16 protein-coding genes and 1 pseudogene are annotated in these 19,877 nt (G+C 72.8%); 7 read left to right on the top strand and 10 right to left on the bottom strand.

The window, feature by feature from the left end; genetic code table 11:
- Window positions 1–3 precede the first annotated feature (3 nt).
- From B1H29_RS06045 to B1H29_RS39195, 4 genes are read left to right on the top strand one after another with little or no spacing between them, the layout of a single operon-like run.
- Window positions 4–402, top strand: coding sequence for a 6-pyruvoyl trahydropterin synthase family protein (locus tag B1H29_RS06045; RefSeq protein ID WP_055419240.1), 399 nt, complete (start codon window positions 4–6; stop codon window positions 400–402).
- Complete coding sequence (locus B1H29_RS06040; RefSeq protein ID WP_055419239.1) at window positions 399–1,640, top strand: glycosyltransferase family 4 protein; 1,242 nt, start codon at window positions 399–401, stop codon at window positions 1,638–1,640. The genes B1H29_RS06045 and B1H29_RS06040 overlap by 4 nt, the downstream gene beginning before the upstream one ends.
- Window positions 1,637–2,656 (top strand): hypothetical protein, encoded by a 1,020-nt coding sequence (locus B1H29_RS37965; protein WP_055419238.1) that lies wholly within the window; start codon window positions 1,637–1,639, stop codon window positions 2,654–2,656. Before B1H29_RS06040 ends, B1H29_RS37965 begins: the two co-directional genes overlap by 4 nt.
- Window positions 2,653–3,924 (top strand): lysylphosphatidylglycerol synthase transmembrane domain-containing protein, encoded by a 1,272-nt coding sequence (locus tag B1H29_RS39195; protein ID WP_159027784.1) that lies wholly within the window; start codon window positions 2,653–2,655, stop codon window positions 3,922–3,924. Before B1H29_RS37965 ends, B1H29_RS39195 begins: the two co-directional genes overlap by 4 nt.
- Here the strand turns inward: B1H29_RS39195 and B1H29_RS06030 are convergent.
- A pseudogene (locus B1H29_RS06030) lies at window positions 3,810–4,532 on the bottom strand (creatininase family protein); the annotation flags it as partial. The gene B1H29_RS39195 and the pseudogene B1H29_RS06030 overlap by 115 nt on opposite strands.
- A 53-nt stretch (window positions 4,533–4,585) precedes the next feature.
- Here B1H29_RS06030 and ribA point away from each other — a divergent pair.
- Window positions 4,586–5,245 carry a GTP cyclohydrolase II gene (ribA, locus tag B1H29_RS06025; protein ID WP_055419236.1) on the top strand — a complete coding sequence of 220 codons (660 nt, stop codon included), beginning with the start codon at window positions 4,586–4,588 and terminating at the stop codon, window positions 5,243–5,245.
- Window positions 5,246–5,304: 59 nt separating this feature from the next.
- Here ribA and B1H29_RS06020 read toward each other — a convergent pair whose 3' ends face one another.
- The 3 genes from B1H29_RS06020 to B1H29_RS06010 form a co-directional block, all read right to left on the bottom strand.
- Window positions 5,305–6,534, bottom strand: coding sequence for a serine hydrolase domain-containing protein (locus B1H29_RS06020; protein WP_055419235.1), 1,230 nt, complete (start codon window positions 6,532–6,534; stop codon window positions 5,305–5,307).
- A 339-nt stretch (window positions 6,535–6,873) separates the two neighbouring features.
- Window positions 6,874–8,232, bottom strand: a complete 1,359-nt coding sequence (locus tag B1H29_RS06015; RefSeq protein WP_055419234.1) for an MFS transporter — start codon at window positions 8,230–8,232, stop codon at window positions 6,874–6,876.
- A 162-nt stretch (window positions 8,233–8,394) separates the two neighbouring features.
- Window positions 8,395–9,060 (bottom strand): TetR/AcrR family transcriptional regulator, encoded by a 666-nt coding sequence (locus tag B1H29_RS06010; RefSeq protein ID WP_055419233.1) that lies wholly within the window; start codon window positions 9,058–9,060, stop codon window positions 8,395–8,397.
- A 159-nt stretch (window positions 9,061–9,219) separates the two neighbouring features.
- Here B1H29_RS06010 and B1H29_RS06005 point away from each other — a divergent pair, with 159 nt between their 5' ends.
- Window positions 9,220–10,098, top strand: a complete 879-nt coding sequence (locus B1H29_RS06005) for a shikimate dehydrogenase (protein ID WP_055419232.1) — start codon at window positions 9,220–9,222, stop codon at window positions 10,096–10,098.
- Window positions 10,099–10,113: 15 nt separating this feature from the next.
- Complete coding sequence (locus B1H29_RS06000) at window positions 10,114–11,910, top strand: bifunctional sugar phosphate isomerase/epimerase/4-hydroxyphenylpyruvate dioxygenase family protein (protein ID WP_055419231.1); 1,797 nt, start codon at window positions 10,114–10,116, stop codon at window positions 11,908–11,910.
- On the opposite strand, the gene B1H29_RS05995 is transcribed toward B1H29_RS06000, so the two are convergent.
- Genes B1H29_RS05995 through tal form a run of 6 tightly spaced genes read right to left on the bottom strand, consistent with a single transcriptional unit; the run spans window position 11,897 to window position 19,854 of the window.
- Window positions 11,897–13,357, bottom strand: coding sequence for a hypothetical protein (locus tag B1H29_RS05995; RefSeq protein WP_055419230.1), 1,461 nt, complete (start codon window positions 13,355–13,357; stop codon window positions 11,897–11,899). The two genes, B1H29_RS06000 and B1H29_RS05995, sit on opposite strands and share 14 nt — an antisense overlap.
- 56 nt (window positions 13,358–13,413) lie before the next feature.
- Window positions 13,414–14,295, bottom strand: coding sequence for a phosphogluconate dehydrogenase (NAD(+)-dependent, decarboxylating) (gene gnd, locus B1H29_RS05990; RefSeq protein WP_055419229.1), 882 nt, complete (start codon window positions 14,293–14,295; stop codon window positions 13,414–13,416).
- A 1-nt stretch (window position 14,296) separates the two neighbouring features.
- Window positions 14,297–15,985 carry a glucose-6-phosphate isomerase gene (gene pgi / locus B1H29_RS05985; RefSeq protein WP_055419228.1) on the bottom strand — a complete coding sequence of 563 codons (1,689 nt, stop codon included), beginning with the start codon at window positions 15,983–15,985 and terminating at the stop codon, window positions 14,297–14,299.
- Window positions 15,978–16,913, bottom strand: a complete 936-nt coding sequence (gene opcA, locus B1H29_RS05980; RefSeq protein ID WP_055419227.1) for a glucose-6-phosphate dehydrogenase assembly protein OpcA — start codon at window positions 16,911–16,913, stop codon at window positions 15,978–15,980. Before opcA ends, pgi begins: the two co-directional genes overlap by 8 nt.
- Window positions 16,910–18,688, bottom strand: a complete 1,779-nt coding sequence (zwf, locus tag B1H29_RS05975; RefSeq protein ID WP_055419226.1) for a glucose-6-phosphate dehydrogenase — start codon at window positions 18,686–18,688, stop codon at window positions 16,910–16,912. The genes opcA and zwf overlap by 4 nt, the downstream gene beginning before the upstream one ends.
- Window positions 18,685–19,854 (bottom strand): transaldolase, encoded by a 1,170-nt coding sequence (gene tal, locus B1H29_RS05970; RefSeq protein ID WP_055419225.1) that lies wholly within the window; start codon window positions 19,852–19,854, stop codon window positions 18,685–18,687. The genes zwf and tal overlap by 4 nt, the downstream gene beginning before the upstream one ends.
- Between the last annotated feature and the right edge of the window lie 23 nt (window positions 19,855–19,877).

Raw genomic sequence — 19,877 nt, 5'->3', positions numbered from 1 at the left:
CCGTTGTTCAGCATCACCGTCCGCGATCACATCATGATCGCCCACAGTTTCCGCGGCGACGTCTTCGGGCCCGCGCAGCGCCTGCACGGAGCGACGTTCCTGGTGGACGCCACCTTCCGGCGCGAGCAGTTGGACGAGGACAACATCGTCGTCGACATCGGCCTCGCCACCAGGGAACTGGGCGCCGTCGTCAGCGAGCTGAACTACCGCAACCTCGACAACGAACCCGACTTCGCCGGCGTCAACACCTCCACGGAGTTCCTGGCCAGGGTCATCGCCGACCGGCTCGCCGAGCGCGTCCACAAGGGCGGGCTCGGCGAGGGGGCCAGGGGACTGGCCGGCCTCACCGTGACCCTGCACGAGTCGCACGTCGCCTGGGCGAGTTACGAGCGTGCGCTGTGACCGACACGTCCACCGAAACGGCGACCGGCACGCCCCCTGGGACGGCGGCCGGCGCAACCGCCGGACGCGCCCGGCTCACCTACGTCCCCGCCCAGACGTCCGCGCCGGCTCCGGCCCCGAGGAACGGGGGAGTCGTCCCCATGTCCCTGCGCTCCGTGCACTTCGTCATGCCCGGCGGAGTCGACGACCCGGCCGCACCGAGCGGCGGCAACGCCTACGACCGGCGGGTGCGACTGGACCTGCCCGGCTTCGGCTGGCGGGTACGGGCGCTGCCCGTGGCCGGTGACTGGCCGCGGCCGGACGCCGCCGCCCGCGCGGAACTCGCCCGCGTCCTGCGCCGGCTGCCGGACGGCGCCGTCGTCCTCCTCGACGGCCTGGTCGCCTGCGGCGTGCCCGAGGTCGTGGTCCCGGAGGCCGAGCGGCTGCGCATGGCCGTCCTCGTCCACCTCCCGCTCGGCGACGAGACCGGCCTCGACCCCGCCGTCGCCGCCGGACTGGACGCCCGCGAACGCGCGGTACTGCGCGCCGTCCCGGCCGTCGTCGCCACCAGCGACTGGGCGGTCCGCCGCCTCGTCTCCCACCACGGTCTCGACCCGGGCCGCGTCCACGTCGCCGCCCCCGGCGCCGACATCGCGCCCCTCGCGCCCGGCACCGACGGTGTCTCCCGCCTGCTGTGCGTCGCCGCCGTCACCCCCCGCAAGGGCCAGCACCGGCTGGTGGAGGCGCTGGCGGCGGTCGCCGACCTGCCGTGGAGCTGCGTGTGCGTCGGCGGGCTCGGGCAGGATCCGCAGTACGTCGGCCGGCTGCGGGCGCTGATCGCGCGGCACGGTCTGGAGGACCGGCTGGTGCTGGCCGGACCGCGGGCCGGCACGGAACTCGACGCCACCTACTCCACCGCCGACCTGATGGTCCTCACCTCGTACGCGGAGACGTACGGCATGGCGGTGACCGAGGCCCTCGCGCGCGGCATCCCCGTGCTGGCGACGGACGTCGGCGGCCTCCCGGAGGCCGTCGGGCGCGCTCCCGACGGCGGAGTGCCCGGCATCCTCGTCCCCCCGGAGGACCCCGTGGCGCTCGCCGCCGAACTGCGCGGCTGGTTCGGGGAGGCGGACGTACGGCGCCGGCTGAAGGCCGCGGCCCGCGGCCGCCGCGCCGCCCTCGACGGCTGGGCGACCACGGCCCGCAGCCTGGCCGGCGTACTGCACCGGCTGCCGAGCGAACCCCGGAGGGTGGCATGAGGCGGACGACGGCACCGGCCGCAGGACCGGCCCCGGCCCGGCCCGGCCCGCGGGACGCCCCCGAGGAGGCGAACGGTGTGATCTCCGGGGCGGGCCCGGCCGGGCCGCTCACCGACCGGTCCGGGCGGCCCGCCGCGGAGTGCGACACCCTCCGTCTCCGGCAGACCCCGGGGCGCCCCGACGAACCTCCGCGCTACGCCCCCGAGTGGCTACGGCTCCGCGAGCCCGCCGATGCCGCCGCGCGGGCGCACGATCTGCTCGACCCGCTGCGGACCCGCCTCGCCGAGCTGCCGACGCGGGCGGACGGGCTGGTCGTGCACGACGTGGGGTGCGGCACCGGTTCGATGGGACGCTGGCTCGCCCCGCTGCTCGACGGCGCCCAGCACTGGGTGCTGCACGACCACGATCCCTACCTCCTGCACTTCGCCGCCGTCGCCGCCCCGCGTGCGGCCGCCGACGGGAGCCGCGTCACGGTCGAGACACGGCGCGGCGACCTCGCCCGCCTCACCCCGGACGCGCTGACCGGCGCCGCGCTGCTGACGGCGTCCGCGCTGCTCGACGTACTCACCGGCGAGCAGGTCGGCACGCTCGCGGCCGCCTGCGCCGCGGCCGGCTGCCCGGCCCTGCTGACCCTCTCCGTCGCCGGGCGCGTCGACCTCACCCCCGCCCACCCCCTGGACGCCGAGATCGCCGACGCCTTCAACGAGCACCAGCGGCGTACCGGCATGCTGGGTCCGGACGCCGTCGACGCCACGGCGGAGGCCTTCGCCGAGCACGGCGCCACGGTGCGGACGCACCCCAGCCCCTGGCGGCTGGGTCCCGGGGAGACCGCGCTCACCGCCCAGTGGCTGCGGGGCTGGGTCGGCGCGGCCGTCGAACAGCGCCCCAAGCTGCGCGAACCGGCCGCCCGGTACCTGGACGAGCGCCTCGCGGCCTGCGCCGCCGGGGAGTTGCGCGTCGTCGTCCACCACACCGACCTGCTGGCGTCGTGCCGGCCGACGGGCGGGGTCTCGTGAGCGCACCGACGCTGCCGGCGGCAGCGGGGGCCCCGCCGACGGCCGTGGACCGGGACGCGACTCCCGCCGGCAGCGGCCCCGGAGGCGGCAGTCCCGCCGGCAGCCCTTCCGCCGGCGGCCCTCCCGTCGGCAGTACTCCCGGCGGCGGCAGCCCCCGCCGCCGCGCCCTGCGCGCCCACCTGGGCAGCCTCGCCGGCGTCGCCATCGTCGGCGTCCTGCTGTGGCGGACGGGGACCGGTGTCCTGCTGGACGGGCTGCGCCGGATCGACGGCCCCACGCTGCTGACGGCGCTCGGGATCGGGCTGGTCACCACGGTGTTCAGCGCCTGGCGCTGGGCCCTGGTGGCCCGGGGGCTGCGCATCCGGCTGCCGCTCGGACCGGCCGTCGCCGACTACTACCGCGCGCTGTTCCTCAACGCCGCCCTCCCCGGCGGTGTCCTCGGCGACGTGCACCGCGCGGTACGGCACGGACGCGGCGCCGGCGACCTGGGGCGGGGCGTGCGGGCCGTGGTCCTCGAACGGGGCGCCGGACAAGTCGCGTTGATCGGCGTCGGAGCCGTGGTGCTGCTCACGATGGAGTCACCGGTGTCGGCCGGGACCCGCCACCTCGCGCCGCTCGTGGGATCGGCCGTACTCGGCGCGCTCGCCGTCGTCCTCGCCCTGCGCATGAACCGGGCCCCCTCCCGCGGGGGACGGGCAGCGGCCGGGGCCGTGCGGACGACGCTCCGCGAAGCGCGCGAGGGGCTGCTGTCCCGGCGGAGCCTGCCGGGGGTCGCCGTGTCGTCCGTCGTCGTACTGGCCGGGCACCTCGCGATGTTCGTCCTCGCCGCCCGGGTGGCCGGCAGCGGTGCCTCCGTCGCCGTACTGACGCCGCTGGCCGTGCTGGCGCTGCTCGCCATGGGGCTGCCGCTGAACGTCGGCGGCTGGGGCCCCCGGGAGGGCGTCACCGCCTGGGCGTTCGGCGCGGCGGGGCTGGGCGCGGGCACCGGGCTGGGCGTGGCCGTGGTCTACGGGGTGCTCAGCCTCGTGGCGAGCCTGCCCGGCGTCGCCGTCCTCGCCGTCCGCTGGTACGAGGGGCTGCGCGGGGGCCCCGGGCCGCACCGCGCGCCCGACGGGCACTACCCGCGCTCACCGCCCGGAGCCGTGACCGTCACCGACGTCAACATCGAGAAACACGCCCCGAAGGAATCCGCGAGACCCGCCAGCAGTTCCTTCCCCTTTTCCGCCGAACCGAGTGAAGGTCGCCCGATGACACCGGAATCGGTATAGGCGGACATTCCGAGGGAGAGCAGATGACGCCGGTCGTCCGCGACGAAATCGGCCGCCTCGTAACCGGGCCGGACGTATTCGGGGTGCGTGTGCAGAAGAATGGAGGTCTCGATCTCCCCCGCGTGCATGTCGGTGAGCAGCGAGGTGGTCACCCCCGCCCGCTCCCGCGCCGCCTCCCAGTCCTCCGCGGCCGGGAACAGCGCCGTCCGTTCGCCGCGTGCGGAGGACTCCTGGACGACGTTGCCCAGTACGTAGTTCCCGCCGTGCCCGTTGACCACCACCAGGGCGTCCACGCCCGAGCGGCGCAGCGAGTCCGCTATGTCCCGTACCACCGCGTGAAGGGTCACCGAGGAGATGCTGACGGTCCCCGGCCAGTCCGCGTGCTCGTGCGAGCAGCCGATCGTCACCGGTGGCAGGAGGTGTACCGGGTACGCGGCCGCGATCTCCCGGGCGACGGCGCAGGCGACGAGCGTGTCGGTCGCCAGCGGCAGGTACGGGCCGTGCTGCTCGAAACTCCCGACCGGCAGCACCGCCACCTGCCGCGGAACCCCCAAGGCCCGCCCGCGTACGTCGTCACTCGTGTCCGCCGGCACCACTGAAAAATCCATTCCCGCACGGCCTTTCGTCTCTCTTGAGCAACCTGTTGAGGAACGCGAGAATCATGACAGAAAATATCGGTGTACTAGGCAAGAAGACGCCGCAGCGCACGGACGTGGAGCGCGTCGTGGTCACGCCGCTGCCCACCGTCCACGGCGAATTCCGGGCGTTCGGCTATTTCGACCACGAGCGCGGTGACGAGCAAGTGGCGCTCGTGTACGGCGACCTGGCCGCCGACGGCGTGCTCACCCGGCTGCACTCGGAGTGCCTGACGGGGGACGCGTTCGGTTCCCGGCACTGCGAGTGCGGCGACCAACTGTCCTGCGCGCTGCGGGCGGTGGCCGCCGCGGGCAGCGGTGTCGTCGTCTACCTGCGCGGGCACGAGGGGCGCGGCATCGGACTGCTCGCCAAGCTGCGGGCGATGGCGTTGCAGGCCGAGGGTCTGGACACGGTGGAGGCGAACCTCGCCCTCGGCCTGCCGGTGGACGCCCGTGACTACGGCGTCGCCGCCCGCATCCTGGACGACCTCGGGGTGCGGTCCGTGCGCCTGATGTCCAACAACCCGCGCAAACGGGAGGCGTTGGTGCGGCACGGCATCCAGGTCACCGAGCAGGTGCCGCTGCTGATAGCGCCGTGCGAGAGCAACATCACCTATCTGCGCACCAAACGGGAGCGGCTGGACCATCACCTGCCCCACCTGGACGCCGTGGCCCACCTGTCCTGAGCGGCCCGGCCAGGAGCGCGCGGATCGGTCCGCCAGGCCCTCGTGCACGAGCGGACGGTTCAGTCCGCCACGGCCTCGTGCACGAGCCGCTTGAGGTCCGGGTAGACCGTGTGCGAGGACTTCGGTCGCACCTGGGTCAGGAACTGCACCGTCAGGTCACGGCCCGGGTCGACCCAGAAGGTGGTCGTCGCCACCCCGCTCCAGCCGTAGGTGCCGAGTCCGGAGGGCGCCTGGGCGCGGTCCGGGTCGATCACCACGGAGACGCCGAGACCGAACCCGACACCGTCGTTGCCGGGTTCGTCGTGCGCCGGGCGGCTGCCGCAGGCGCGCAGGTCGGCGTCGCCGGGCAGGTGGTTGCGGGTCATGAGGTCCACCGTCCCGGGGGAGAGCAGCCGGACGCCGTCCAGTTCGCCCCGGCGCCGCAGCAGCTCCGCGAAGCGGTGCACGTCGTACGCGGAGGAGACCAGGCCCCCGCTGCCCGACAGGAAGCGCGGCCGGCCCCGCAGCGGCAGCCCGGGGACCGGTTCTATACCACCGCCGTCCGTCTCGCCGTACAGCTCGGCCAGCCGGTCTGCCTGCTCGTCGGTGACCTGGAAGCCGGTGTCCGTCATGCCGAGCGGCCCGAAGATCCGCTCGGCGCAGTACACGTCGAGCGGCTGCCCGGACACCACCTCCACGAGCCGTCCGAGCACGTTGGCGGCCACCGAGTAGTTCCACCGCGTGCCCGGCTCGAACTGCAGCGGCAGGCTCGCGTACAGGTCGACCGTCTCGGCCAGACCCGCGCCCGGGCGCACCGACGACTCCAGGCCGGCCGCGCGGTACAGCGCGTCGACCGGGTGGGCGTGGTAGAAACCGAAGGTCAGACCGGCGGTGTGGGTCATCAGGTGCCGGACCAGGACCGGACCGGCGGCCGGTCGGGTGACGACGCCGTCCCCGGACCCTTCGACGTACACCCGCGGCTCGGCGAACGCCGGAAGGTACCGCGCCACCGGGTCGTCCAGCGACAGCCGCCCCTCCTCCACCAGCATCAGCACGGCCACGGACGTGACCGGCTTGGTCATGGAATAGATCCGCCACAGCGTGTCGGCCGCCACGGGCAGCCCCGCCGCGACGTCCCGCCGTCCGTACACGGTCAGATGGGCGACTCGCCCCCCACGGGCGACGGCCACCAGGAACCCGGGCATCCTTCCCTCGTCGACCTGCCGGGCGAAGTGCAGGTCGAGCCGGTCCAGCGCCTTCGGATCCAGCCCGGCCGCACCCGCGTCGACCTCCTGCCGCAGCGGTGCCATCCCCATCGCCCTCCTTGGTCGTTCGTCGAGGTGGGTCCGGCCTACCCCGCGCGGGCGCGCTCAGACCTCCCGGTCGAACGGAAACACGTGACGGGCCGCTCGACCGGACCGCGCGCCACCAGGGCGAAGCCGCCGCGCGGCGTCCGGCACGCCGTCGCCTCCGCGCGCCGGAGCGGCGGGCGCCCAGAGGACGGCGCTCCGGAGGGCGGGCGCCCAGAGGACGGCGCTCCGTAGAGCACGGCGTTCCGGAGAGGACGCCGGCCCGGAGAAGACGGCGCCGCCCGCCGGGTACCGGATCGGGGGGCGGCGGCGCGTCGGCGGGTTCCGGGCCCGGCGGCGTCAGGCCGTCACCGTCTCCGGTCGGGCGGCCTCCCGGTGGTCCCGCTCGCCCAGTTCCTCCGTCGGGACCCTGTGGGTCTCGCGGGCCGAGAGGGCGGCGACCACCGGCGGGACGCACAGCGCGGCCGTGAACAGCGCCACCGCGAACCAGTCGTCCCCGTCCGGGCCGGCGATCTGCGCCGCGAAGGTCACCGCGAACCCGGCCACCGCGAAGCCGATCTGCGTGCCGATCGCCACGCCGGACAGCCGGACCCGGGTGGAGAACATCTCGCCGTAGAAGGCGGGCCACACGCCGTTCGCGGCGCTGTAGACGACGCCGAAGGCGACGATGCCCAGCAGGAAGGTCAGCGGGTAGGAGCCGGTCGAGATGGCCCACAGGTACAGGAACATCGTGACCGCGCTGCCCACCGCGCCGATCAGGAACACCGGGCGCCGGCCGATGCGGTCGGACAGCGTCGCCCACAGCGGGATCGCGGCGAGCGCGACGACGTTGGCGAGGGCGCCCACCCACAGCATGGCGGTGCGGGACATGCCGACGGCGTCACTGGTGGCGTACGCCAGCGCCCAGACCGTGAAGATGGTGCTGACCGAGGCGATGAGCGCGCCCGCGACCACCCGCAGCACGTCCGCCCAGTGGTCGCGCGCCAGCACGGCCAGCGGCATCTTCGCGACGCCCTCCGTGGCGGTCTGCTGCGTGAAGGCCGGCGTCTCGTCCAGCTTGCGGCGGATGACGTAGCCGACGACGGCGACCACGACGCTCAGCCAGAACGGCACGCGCCAGCCCCACGCCAGCAGGTGTTCCTCGGGGAGCGCGGCGATGGGGAGGAAGACCAGGGTGGCGAGCAGTTGCCCGCCCTGGGTGCCGCTGAGGGTGAAGCTGGTGAAGAAGCCGCGTTTGTGCGGTGGCGCGTGTTCCAGCGTCATGGAGTTGGCGCTGGCCTGTTCGCCGGCCGCCGATATGCCCTGCAGGACGCGGCACAGCACCAGCAGGACCGGGGCGAGGGTGCCGACCTGGTCGCGGGTGGGCAGACAGCCGATGAGGAACGTCGACACGCCCATCAGGATCAGCGTGAAGACCATGATCTTCTTGCGGCCCATCCGGTCGCCGATGTGGCCGAGGAAGAACGCGCCGACCGGACGGGCGGCGTACGCCACACCGAACGTGGCCAGCGACAGCAGGGTCGCGGTGGCCGGGTCGGACTCGTCGAAGAAGACCTCGGGGAAGATCAGCGCGGCCGCGCTGCCGTAGATGAAGAAGTCGTAGTACTCGAGCGCGCTGCCGATCCAGGCGGCGGTCGCGGCCTTCTTCGGCTGGCCGGGCGGGGCGGCGCCGGGAGGCGCGGGGGCGGGGACGGACACGGCGTTGCTCCTTCGGGGGACTCCACGGTAGGCGGAGTGAGCGGAGGGGAGAGGTGCCGATCGGCTAATTAACCCACTGGGTAGTTAGTCGCGGTTGGGAAGGGATGTTGCGCGCACGTTTCCCTTGTGTCAAGAGGCCGCGTCGTCCCGCCGCCGCCGTGGTCAGTCCGCCGCGCGTTCCGCGGTCAGGTAGGCGATCACCATGTCGCCGAGCATGGTCCGGTAGTGCTCGCGCTGGTCCGGGGCGATCAGGTCGCGGCCGAACAGCGCGCCGAAGGTGTGCCGGTTGGCGACCCGGAAGAAGCAGAACGAGCTGATCATCGCGTGCAGGTCGACGGCGTCGACGTCGGCCGTGAACAGACCGGAGCGCTGCCCGTCCTCCAGGATCCGGCGGATCACGTCGAGCGCCGGGGAGCCGATGCTGCCCAGCATCTCCGAGGACGCGATGTGCTCGGCGTCGTGGATGTTCTCGATGCTCACCAGGCGGATGAAGTCGGGGTGGCGCTCATGGTGGTCGAAGGTCACCTCCGCCAGGCGCCGGATGGCCGCCACCGGGTCCAGGTGCTCGACGTCGAGCTGCTGCTCGGCCTCCCGGATCACGCCGTACGCGCGCTCCAGGACGGCCGTGAAAAGCTGCTCCTTGCCGCCGAAGTAGTAGTAGATCATCCGCTTCGTGGTGCGGGTGCGGGCGGCGATCTCGTCGACGCGGGCCCCGTCGTAGCCGGCCCGGGCGAACTCCCGCGTCGCCACGTCCAGGATCTCGGCCCGGGTGCGGGCGGCGTCGCGGGTGCGGGTGCCGGATCGTGCCGGTTCGTCGACGCTGGTCATCGGGTTCCTTCGGCTGCGGGAGAGGGCTGCGGGCTGGGACGTGCCGGTGATTCTAGAAGCCTCGGCCTTCCCACCCGCCCCGACCTCCTGCTATGACTAACGTACTAGTTCGTACATTGGTCGCTCGGGCAGCAGCCCGAGCCGCTCAGGAGGTCCCCGGTGGCCAAGGACTCGTATCTCGTCGGGCTGATCGGCTCCGGCATCGGCCCGTCGCTCAGCCCGGCACTGCACGAGCGGGAGGCCGGCCGGCAGGGTCTGCGTTACCTGTACCGGCTGATCGACATCGACCGACTCGGTGTCCGGCCCGAGGCGGTGGGCGACCTGCTGGGCGCGGCCCGGGTCCTGGGCTTCGACGGTCTGAACATCACGCACCCGTGCAAACAGCTCGTCATCGAACACCTGGACGCCCTCGCCCCGCAGGCCGAGGCGCTCGGCGCGGTCAACACCGTCGTCTTCGACGACACCGGCCGGGCCACCGGCCACAACACCGACGTCACCGGCTTCGCGGCCTCCTTCGCCAGAGGCCTGCCCGACGCTCCGCTGGAGCGGATCGTGCAGCTCGGCGCCGGCGGCGCCGGCGCGGCCGTCGCCCACGCCACGCTCACCCTGGGCGCCGGGCGGATCACCGTCGTCGACGCGCTGCCCGAACGGGCCGCCGCCCTCGCCGGTCAGCTCGAACGGCACTTCGGGGACGGCCGCGCCGACCACGCCACCCCCGACCGGCTGCCCGGACTGCTGACCACGGCCGACGGCGTCGTGCACGCCACCCCCACCGGCATGGCCGCCCACCCGGGGCTGCCCCTGCCCGCCGGACTGCTCCACCCCGGGCTGTGGATCGCCGAGGTCGTCTACCGCCCGCTGGAGACCGAGCTGCTGCGCACCGCCCGCGCGCTGGGCTGCGCCACCCTCGACGGCGGCGGCATGGCCGTCTTCCAGGCCGCGGACGCGTTCCGGCTGTTCACCGGGCGGGAACCCGACGCCGTGCGGATGCTCGCCGACATCACCGACCTGACGGGCGCCCTCGGGGCCCCGAAGTAGGAAGGAGGCAGCGACATGCGGACGTCCATCGCCACCGTCTCCCTCAGCGGATCCCTCACCGAGAAGCTCACGGCCGCCTCCCTGGCCGGCTTCGACGGCGTGGAGATCTTCGAGAACGACCTGCTGGCCAGCCCGCTGACCCCCGAGGAGATCCGAGCCCGCTGCGCCGACCTCGGACTCACCATCGACCTCTACCAGCCCATGCGGGACGTCGAGGCACTGCCCGAGGAGGAGTTCGGCCGCGCGCTGCGCCGTGCCCGGCACAAGTTCGAGCTGATGCGCAGGCTCGGCGCGGACACCGTCCTGGTGTGCTCCAGCGTCTCCCCGCACGCCGTGGACGACGACGCGCTGGCCGCCGAACAGCTCGGCCGGCTCGCCGACCTGGCCCGGGACCACGGCATCCGCGTCGCCTACGAGGCGCTCGCCTGGGGCCGGCACATCAGCACCTACGACCACGCCTGGCAGGTGGTCGAGAGCGCCGGCCACCCCGCGCTCGGCACCTGCCTGGACAGCTTCCACATCCTTTCCCGGGGCAGCGACCCCGAAGGCATCGGGGACATCCCCGGCGACAAGATCTTCTTCCTCCAGCTCGCCGACGCCCCGCTGCTCGCGATGGACGTCCTGCAGTGGAGCCGCCACTACCGCTGCTTCCCCGGCCAGGGCGGCTTCGACGTCGCCGGGCTGCTGCGGCACGTACTGCGCGCCGGGTACGACGGCCCCCTGTCCCTGGAGGTCTTCAACGACGTCTTCCGGCAGTCCGAGGCCGGCCCCACGGCCGTGGACGCGCGGCGCTCCCTGCTGACGCTCCAGGAGACGGTCGGCCTCGCCGCGCCGCCCGCACCCGCCCCGCCCACCGGCGTCGCCTTCGCCGAACTGGTCACGCCCGACGCCGCACCCGTCGCGGCCGCGCTCGGCGCGCTGGGCTTCGCCCGGACCGCACGGCACCGCGGGAAACCCGTCGACCTGTGGCAGCGCGGCGACGCCCGCGTCCTGGTCAACACCGGCCCGGCCGAACGCCGCGACGGCACCCGGCTCGCCGCCGTCGGCCTGGAGGCGCCCGACCCCGCCGGGGCCGCCCGCCGTGCCGAGGCGCTGGTGGCACCGGTGCTGCCGCGTCGCCGCGCCCCGGGCGACGCCCCGCTGGAGGCGGTCGCCGCGCCCGACGGCACGGAGCTGTTCTTCTGCGCCACCGAGCGCCCCGGACTGCCCGACTGGCGCGCCGACTTCGAGGACGTCGCGCCCCCCTCGTACGACGGGGAGCCCTGGCGCGTCGACCACCTCTCCCTCACCCAGCCCTGGCATCAGTTCGACGAGGCGGCGCTCTTCCACCGCGCGGTCCTCGGGCTGCGCCCGCAGGAGAGCGTGGACGTCGCCGACCCCTACGGGCTGCTGCGCAGCCGCGCCGTCAGTACCGACGACGGCGCCGTCCGCATCGTCCTGACCGTCGGCCCGGCACCCACCGACGACACCGCGCACGCCCAGCACATCGCCCTGGCCACCGACGACGTGGTCGCCGCCGCCCGGAGCTACCGTGCCGCCGGCGGCCCGCTGCTGCCGATCCCCGCCAACTACTACGACGACCTCGCCGCCCGCTTCGAGTTCGCCGACGGCGAGCTGGAGACGTACCGGGAACTCGGCATCCTCTACGACCGCGACGCGCACGGCACCTTCCGGCACTGCTACACGCACACCGTCGGCCGGGTCTTCTTCGAACTCGTCCAGCGCGACGGCGGCTACCGGGGCTACGGCGCGGCGAACGCCCCGGTGCGGCTGGCCGCGCAGCACGCGGTGCGCGGGTTCACTGGCGGCTGACGGTGCGGGTCAGACCGGTGATCACCGTGGTGGCCAGGATCCAGCCCGTGATGATCAGGACGTAGGAGAGCGTCTGGTAGCCGCCCTGCGGGGCGAAGGCGTTCTCCTGGCCGAAGGAGATCACCGGCAGCAGCAGGTCCAGGGTGTAGAACACCGGGTCGAAGTCGGGGGACTCGGCGGGCTTGAGCGGCGGCGGGTGGTGCAGCGCGTACGCGACCGAGCCGACCGCCAGCAGCGACAGCAGCCAGCCGCCCGCGCGCAGCGGCCGGAAGCCGTACCCGACCGTGACGTCCTGGAGGTGCCCCCACAGCCGGCCGTACCAGGGCAGGGTGCGCCGGTGCCGCCGCTGCTTGGCGAGCTGGACCAGCCGGGCCGCGTCGTCGTCGCCGATCCTGCGGTAGGCGGCGGTCAACTGCTCGTAGATGAAGGGCAGATAACTGTCGCCCTTTTCCAACATCGGCAACCGGCGCCCGGCGGGCTCGTGCGGGACGAGGGACGTGTAGGTGAGGTCGTTGAGCTGCACCCAGTGCGGTACGACCTCCGGTTCGAGGAACAGCACGTCCACCTGGGCACGGCGCAGATTGATGGCACCCTCCACCGCCGGGCCCTGCCGCAGCCACAGTTCGCCGATCACGCAACTGCTGGCCCGCAGCGCGGTGCCATCGGGGTTGGCCAGCCGGGCGTGCGACAGGTCCAGCCGGCCGGATATCCGCGCGCCGCGCAGTTCCAGCCGGCCCCGGACGTCCGCGTGCCGCATCACCACGTCCGCCTCGGCCGCCAGCGTCTCGGCCTGCACGGCGGTCCCGCCCGGCCGGTCGAGCACAGCGTCGGTGAGATTGACGGTCCCGGCCACCCGCGCGCCGTTGATCCGTACCTCGCCCCGGGCGCGGAGCCCCGGCGCCCACAGGTCGGCGCCCAGCACGGCCTGGTTGAGCTGGAGCACCGGCCCCTCGGCGTCCGGCACGTCGATCCGCGTGCTCTCCAGGTACAGGCTGCCGGTGACCTCCGCGCCCGCGAGCCGCACCATCCCGCCGAACCGGGCGCGGGTCAGCCGCAGTACGCCGTCCACCCGCACCGCGTGCGCGATCAGCCCGGGCAGCACCGACTCGCTCACATTCAGCTCGCGCAGGCGTGCCGCGTAGAACCTCGGGACCTCGTCGAAGTGGCAGTGCCGCAGCCGCACGGGGTGGTCGACCGTCGCGTACTGCATGTCCAGCCGTCCGGTGACGCGGGCTCCGGCCAGGCTGAGCGCGGCGACCCGGCCCTCCTGTCGGGGACCGTCCAGGAGCAGCGACCGCAGCATGCAGGCCCGCACGGTGCGTTCGGCGCCCCAGGCACCGCCGTCGGCGGGGTCCTCGTCGTCCGAGGCGCGGAAGTCCACGTGGCTGCCCGTGGCGAACGCCCGCCAGACGCGCGTCTCGGCCGGTGTCAGGTCGTTGATCTCCATCAGGGAGGGACTCTGACCCGAACCGGCCGATCACGTCAACGCGCTTTTCGGACCGACTACTTCTTGGCGGCCTCCACCGCGTGCCCGCCGAACTGGTTGCGCAGCGCGGCGACCATCTTCATCTGCGGCGAGTCGTCCTGCCGGGACGCGAACCGCGCGAACAGCGACGCCGTGATCGCCGGCAGCGGCACCGCGTTGTCGATGGCCGCCTCCACGGTCCAGCGTCCCTCACCGGAGTCCTCCGCGTAACCGCGCAGCCCGTCCAGGTGGTGGTCCTCGTCGAGGGCGTTGACGGCGAGGTCCAGGAGCCAGGAGCGGATGACGGTGCCCTCCTGCCAGGAGCGGAAGACCTCGCGGACGTTGTCCACGGAGTCGACCTTCTCCAGCAGCTCCCAGCCCTCGGCGTAGGCCTGCATCATGGCGTACTCGATGCCGTTGTGGACCATCTTGGAGAAGTGCCCGGCGCCGACCCGGCCCGCGTGGACGTAGCCGTACGGGCCCTCCGGCTTGAGCGCGTCGAAGATGGGCTTCAGGTCGTCGACGGTCTCCTCGTCGCCGCCGACCATCAGGGCGTAGCCGTTCTTCAGGCCCCACACACCGCCCGAGACGCCCGCGTCGACGAAGTTGATGCCACGCCTGCCCAGCTCCTCGGCGTGCTTCTCGTCGTCCGTCCAGCGGGAGTTGCCGCCGTCGACGACGGTGTCCCCGGGCTTGAGGAGCGTCGCGAGCTGGTCGATGACGTGCTGGGTGGCGGCACCGGCCGGCACCATCACCCATACCGCGCGCGGCCGGTCGAGCTGTTCGACGAGGTCGACCAGACTGCCGACGTCGGCCCGCTCGGGATTGGTGTCGTATCCGACGACGGTGTGGCCGGCGTTGCGCAGACGCTCGCGCATGTTGCCGCCCATCTTGCCGAGACCCACAAGTCCGATCTGCATGTCAGTGCACTTCCTTCAGTTCACGGTAGGCGGCCACCAGCGCGGCCGTGGACGGGTCGAGGCCGGGCACGGAGCCCGCCGCGTCAGCGGCTGAGGCGAACGTTTCGGTCAGGGCGGGCTCGACGCGCTTGGCCAGCACCTTGCCGAGCTCGACGCCCCACTGGTCGAAGGAGTCGATGTTCCAGACCGCGCCCTGTACGAACACCTTGTGCTCGTACAGCGCGATCAACTGGCCGAGGACGGAGGGGGTGAGTTCGGCGGCCAGGATGGTGGTGGTCGGGTGGTTGCCATGGAAGGTGCGGTGCGGCACCTGCTCCTCGGGCACGCCCTCCGCCCTGACCTCCTCGGCACTCTTGCCGAAGGCGAGCGCCTGTCCCTGGGCGAACAGGTTGGCCATCAGCAGGTCGTGCTGGGCCTTCAGCTCGTCGCTCAGCTCGGCGACGGGCCGGGCGAAACCGATCAGGTCGGCCGGGATGAGTTTGGTGCCCTGATGGATGAGCTGGTAGTACGCGTGCTGTCCGTTGGTGCCGGGCGTGCCCCAGACCACCGGCCCGGTCTGCCACTCCACGGGGTGCCCGTCACGGTCGACGGACTTGCCGTTGGACTCCATGTCGAGCTGCTGGAGGTAGGCGGTGAACTTCGACAGGTAGTGGCTGTACGGCAGTACCGCGTGCGACTGGGCGCCCATGAAGTTGCCGTACCAGACGCCCAGCAGACCCAGGATCAGCGGGGCGTTGTCCGGGGCCTCGGCGTTGCGGAAGTGCTCGTCGACGATGCGGAAGCCGTCGAGCATCTCCCGGAAGCGGTCCGGGCCGATGGCGATCATCAGGGAGAGCCCGATCGCCGAGTCGTACGAGTAGCGGCCGCCCACCCAGTCCCAGAACTCGAACATGTTGGCCGTGTCGATGCCGAACCCGGCGACCTTGTCGGCGTTCGTCGACAGGGCGACGAAGTGCTGGGCCACCGCCTTCTCGCCGGCCTCTTCGCCGCCGCCCAGCCCGGCCAGCAGCCAGGAGCGCGCCGAGGTGGCGTTCGTGATCGTCTCGATGGTGGTGAACGTCTTGGACGCCACGATGAACAGCGTCTGGGCCGGATCCAGGTCCCGGACCGCCTCGTGCAGGTCGGCGCCGTCCACGTTGGACACGAACCGGAACGTCAGCGAGCGGTCGGTGAAGGCGCGCAGCGCCTCGTACGCCATCGCCGGACCGAGGTCGGAGCCGCCGATGCCGATGTTGACGACGTTGCGGATGCGCTTGCCGGTGTACCCGGTCCACTCACCGGAACGGACCCGGTCCGCGAAGGCGGCCATCTTGTCCAGCACGGTGTGCACCTTGGGGACGACGTTCTCGCCGTCGACCTCGATCACCGCGTCCCGCGGGGCGCGCAACGCGGTGTGCAGCACCGCCCGGTCCTCGGTGATGTTGATCCGCTCACCGCGGAACATGGCGTCGCGCAGGTCGGACACGCCGGTGGCGGAGGCCAGTTTGCGCAGCAGCGCCAGTGTGTCGTCGGTGACCAGGTTCTTGGAGTAGTCGATGCGCAGGTCGCCGACGCGCACGACGTACCGCTCCGCCCGTGAGGGGTCCGCGGCGAACAGCTCGCGCAGGTCCGGTCGCGACAGCGCGTCCTCGCGGTGGTCCGCCAGCGCGGTCCACTCCGGCCGCCGGTCGGGCTTCGGGAAGTCAGACATGGACAGGGGTCTCCTTGCCGGCCTCGCCGCGCAGGGCGATGGCGTACATCTCGTCCGCGTCGAGGCGCCTGAGCTCCTCGGCGATGAGTTCGGAGGTCGTGCGGACCTTCAGCGCGAGGGAGCGCGGGGGCTGGCCGGGCAGGGTCATCGTGGCGATCGGTCCCTCCGGCCGGTCGATGACGATCTCGCCGCCCGCGGTGCCGAGGCGGACGGCCGTGACGACCGGGCCGTCGGTGACCACCCGGTCGACCCGGACGTGCAGCCGGGCCTCCAGCCAGCGGGCCAGCAGCTCGGCGGCCGGGTTGTCGGCCTCGGCCTCCACGGCCGCCGAGGTCACCGGCACCCGTGCCTGGTCCAGCGCCGCGGCCAGCATGGAGCGCCACAGCGTCAGCCGGGTCCAGGCGAGGTCGGTGTCGCCGGGCGCGTAGGAGCGGACCCGGCTCTCCAGGACCTCCATCGGCCGCTCGGCCGCGTACAGGTCGGTGATCCGGCGCTGGGCCAGCGCGCCCAGCGGGTCCTTCGCGGGGTTGTCGGGCGCCTCCACCGGCCACCACACGACGACCGGGGCGTCCGGCAGCAGCAGCGGCAGCACCACCGAGTCGGCGTGTTCGGACACCTCGCCGTACATGCGCAGCACGACCGTCTCGCCGGTGCCGGCCTCGGAGCCCACCCGGACCTCGGCGTCGAGGTGCGAGCGGGTGCGGTCGCGCAGGTTGCGGGGGTGGCGCTTGATGACGACCAGGGTGCGTGAGGGATGCTCGTGCGAGGCTTCCTCGGCGGCCTTGGTCGCGTCGTAGGCGTTCTCCTCGTCCGTGACGACCACGATCGTCAGGACCATGCCGACGGCCGGGGTCCCGATGGCGCGGCGGCCCTGGACGAGCGCCTTGTTGATCTTGCTTGCCGTGGTGTCCGTCAGGTCGATCCTCATGGCCTGCGCCAGCTCCGTCCGTCTCGTGCGAGCATCTCGTCGGCTTCCCGCGGTCCCCAGCTTCCCGAGGCGTACCGCGCGGGCCGCCCGTGCGTGGCCCAGTACTCCTCGATCGGGTCGAGGATCCGCCAGGACTCTTCCACTTCCTGGTGACGGGGGAACAGGTTGGCGTCGCCCAGCAGGACGTCCAGGATCAGCCGTTCGTAGGCCTCCGGGCTGGACTCCGTGAAGGACTCGCCGTACGCGAAGTCCATGGACACGTCCCGGATCTCCATCGACGTGCCCGGCACCTTGGAGCCGAACCGCACCGTCATGCCCTCGTCGGGCTGCACCCGGATGACGATGGAGTTCTCGCCCAGCTCCTCCGTGGCGGTGGAGTCGAAGGGGGAGTGCGGGGCCCGCTGGAAGACCACCGCGATCTCCGTGACCCGGCGGCCGAGCCGCTTGCCGGTGCGCAGGTAGAAGGGGACGCCCGCCCAGCGGCGGTTGTCGATCCCCAGCTTGATCGCCGCGTAGGTGTCGGTCGCGGAGGCCGGGTCGATGCCCTCCTCCTCCAGGTAACCGGGCACCTGCGCGCCGCCCTGCCAGCCGCCCGCGTACTGCCCGCGCACGGTGTGCCCGCCCAGGTCGTCCGGCAGCCGTACCGCCTTGAGCACCTTCAGCTTCTCGGTGAGCAGCGACGCCGCGTCGAAGGAGGCCGGCTCCTCCATGGCGGTGAGGGCCATCAGTTGGAGCAGGTGGTTCTGGATGACGTCGCGGGCCGCGCCGATGCCGTCGTAGTAGCCGGCCCGGCCGCCGATGCCGATGTCCTCGGCCATGGTGATCTGCACGTGGTCGACGTAGGACCGGTTCCAGATCGGCTCGTACATCTGGTTGGCGAAGCGCAGCGCCAGGATGTTCTGGACGGTCTCCTTGCCCAGGTAGTGGTCGATGCGAAAGACCTGCTCCGGGTCGAAGACCTCGTGCACCAGCGCGTTCAGGTCGCAGGCGCTGTCCAGGTCGTGCCCGAACGGCTTCTCGATCACCGCGCGGCGCCAGGAGCCGTCCGGGGCGTCCGCCAGCCCGTGCTTCTTGAGCTGCTGGACGACCTTCGGGAAGAACTTCGGCGGCACCGAGAGGTAGAAGGCGTAGTTGCCGCTGGTCCCGCGGGAGGCGTCCAGCTCCTCGACGGCCTTGCGCAACTGTTCGAAGGCGTTGTCGTCGTCGAAGTCGCCGGGGATGAAGCGCATGCCCTCGGCGAGCTGCTGCCAGACCTCCTCGCGGAACGGTGTGCGCGCGTGCTCCTTGACGGCGTCGTGCACGACCTGGGCGAAGTCCTGGTTCTCCCAGTCCCGGCGGGCGAAGCCGACCAGGGAGAAGCCCGGCGGCAGCAGGCCGCGGTTGGCCAGGTCGTAGACGGCCGGCATCAGCTTCCGGCGGGACAGGTCGCCGGTGACACCGAAGATGACCAGTCCGGAGGGGCCCGCGATGCGCGGGAGGCGCCGGTCCTGGGGATCGCGCAGGGGGTTGCTCCAGTCGAGGGGCGCCACGGGTGCGACGGCCTCCTCCCCGGCCCCCTCGGCCTTCGCGCCCTTGGCGGCGCGGGCCGCCCGGGACTTCTCGGCGGTCCGGGCGGACCCGGCCCCCTCGGCGGACTTCGGCGCCCCGGCGGCCCGGGACTCCTCGGCCTCCTCGGCGTGCGACGGCCCCGCCGCCTCCCGGGCCGTCCTCGCCTCCTTGGCCTCCTTCGTCGCCTTGGTCTCGTGGACCGTCGTAGCGGGAAGGTCCTCGCTCATTCCCCGTCAACTCCCTTGCTGTCGAGGGACTTCGTCACGGCGTCGAGCAGGTCCTGCCAGGCCGCCTCGAACTTGGCCACGCCTTCCTGCTCCAACTGCTGCACCACCTCGTCGTACGAGATGCCGAGCCGCTCCACGGCCGCGAGGTCGGCCCGGGCCTGGGCGTAACCACCGGTGACCGTGTCGCCCCGTACGTCGCCGTGATCGGCGGCGGCGTCCAGGGTGGCCTCCGGCATCGTGTTCACGGTGCCGGGAGCGACCAGCTCCTCCACGTACAGGGTGTCCCGGAATGCCGGGTCCTTCACCCCGGTCGACGCCCACAGGGGGCGCTGGGCGTTGGCGCGGGCCCCGGTCAGCGCGGCGAACCGGTCACCTGGCCGTGTCGAACCGCCGGCGGAGCCGAACACGTTCTCGTACGCCTCGTAGGCCAGCCGCGCGTTGGCCAGCGCCGCCTTCCCCTTCAGGGCGAGCGCCTCGTCCGTGCCCAGCAGCGTCAGGCGCTTGTCGATCTCGCTGTCGACGCGGGAGACGAAGAAGGAGGCGACGGAGTGGATGCCGGTAAGGTCCAGCCCGGCCGCCTGCGCCTTCTCCAGGCCGGTGAGGTAGGCGTCCATGACCTCGCGGTAGCGCTCCAGGGAGAAGATCAGCGTGACGTTGACGCTGATGCCGGCGCCGATGACCTCGGTGATCGCCGGGAGACCGGCCCTCGTCGCCGGGATCTTGATCATCACGTTGGGGCGGTCGACCAGCCAGGCGAGCTGGCGCGCCTCGGCGATCGTGGCCCGCGTGTCGTGGGCGAGACGCGGGTCGACCTCGATGGAGACCCGGCCGTCTCGGCCGTCGGTGGCGTCGTAGACCTCGCGCAGCACGTCGGCGGCGGCGCGGACGTCGGCGGTGGTCATCATGCGGACCGCCTCGTCGACGGTGACGCCCCGGGTGGCGAGGTCGGCGAGCTGCTCCTCGTAGCCCTCACCGGAGCCGATGGCGGCCTGGAAGATCGACGGGTTGGTGGTCACGCCGACGACGCTCCCCGACTGGATCAGCCCGGCGAGGTCGCCGGACTCGATCCGCCGCCGCGACAGGTCGTCCAGCCAGACGGAGACGCCCGCGTCGGACAGGCGTCGCAGTGCTCCCGCGGTCGCGGTTGCTTCGGTCACAGTGATCATCTTCTCTTTCTGCTTCTCTGTTG

It is taken from the genome of Streptomyces pactum, assembly GCF_002005225.1.
In the GTDB taxonomy this organism is placed as follows: Bacteria; Actinomycetota; Actinomycetes; order Streptomycetales; family Streptomycetaceae; genus Streptomyces; species Streptomyces pactum_A.
Note: the sequence above shows the minus strand (reverse complement) of the source record. Positions and strands in the feature narration are given on the sequence as shown.

Excerpts from the sequence above, each read along its gene's own strand:
- B1H29_RS37965 (WP_055419238.1), top strand. The coding sequence starts at position 1,637 with ATGAGGCGGACGACGGCACCGGCCGCAGGACCGGCCCCGGCCCGGCCC.
- pgi (WP_055419228.1), bottom strand. The coding sequence starts at position 15,985 with ATGTCTGACTTCCCGAAGCCCGACCGGCGGCCGGAGTGGACCGCGCTG.
- B1H29_RS06020 (WP_055419235.1), bottom strand. The coding sequence starts at position 6,534 with ATGGCACCGCTGCGGCAGGAGGTCGACGCGGGTGCGGCCGGGCTGGAT.
- B1H29_RS06000 (WP_055419231.1), top strand. The coding sequence starts at position 10,114 with ATGCGGACGTCCATCGCCACCGTCTCCCTCAGCGGATCCCTCACCGAG.
- B1H29_RS05995 (WP_055419230.1), bottom strand. The coding sequence starts at position 13,357 with ATGGAGATCAACGACCTGACACCGGCCGAGACGCGCGTCTGGCGGGCG.
- gnd (WP_055419229.1), bottom strand. The coding sequence starts at position 14,295 with ATGCAGATCGGACTTGTGGGTCTCGGCAAGATGGGCGGCAACATGCGC.
- opcA (WP_055419227.1), bottom strand. The coding sequence starts at position 16,913 with ATGAGGATCGACCTGACGGACACCACGGCAAGCAAGATCAACAAGGCG.
- B1H29_RS06010 (WP_055419233.1), bottom strand. The coding sequence starts at position 9,060 with ATGACCAGCGTCGACGAACCGGCACGATCCGGCACCCGCACCCGCGAC.
- ribA (WP_055419236.1), top strand. The coding sequence starts at position 4,586 with ATGACAGAAAATATCGGTGTACTAGGCAAGAAGACGCCGCAGCGCACG.
- tal (WP_055419225.1), bottom strand. The coding sequence starts at position 19,854 with ATGATCACTGTGACCGAAGCAACCGCGACCGCGGGAGCACTGCGACGC.
- zwf (WP_055419226.1), bottom strand. The coding sequence starts at position 18,688 with ATGAGCGAGGACCTTCCCGCTACGACGGTCCACGAGACCAAGGCGACG.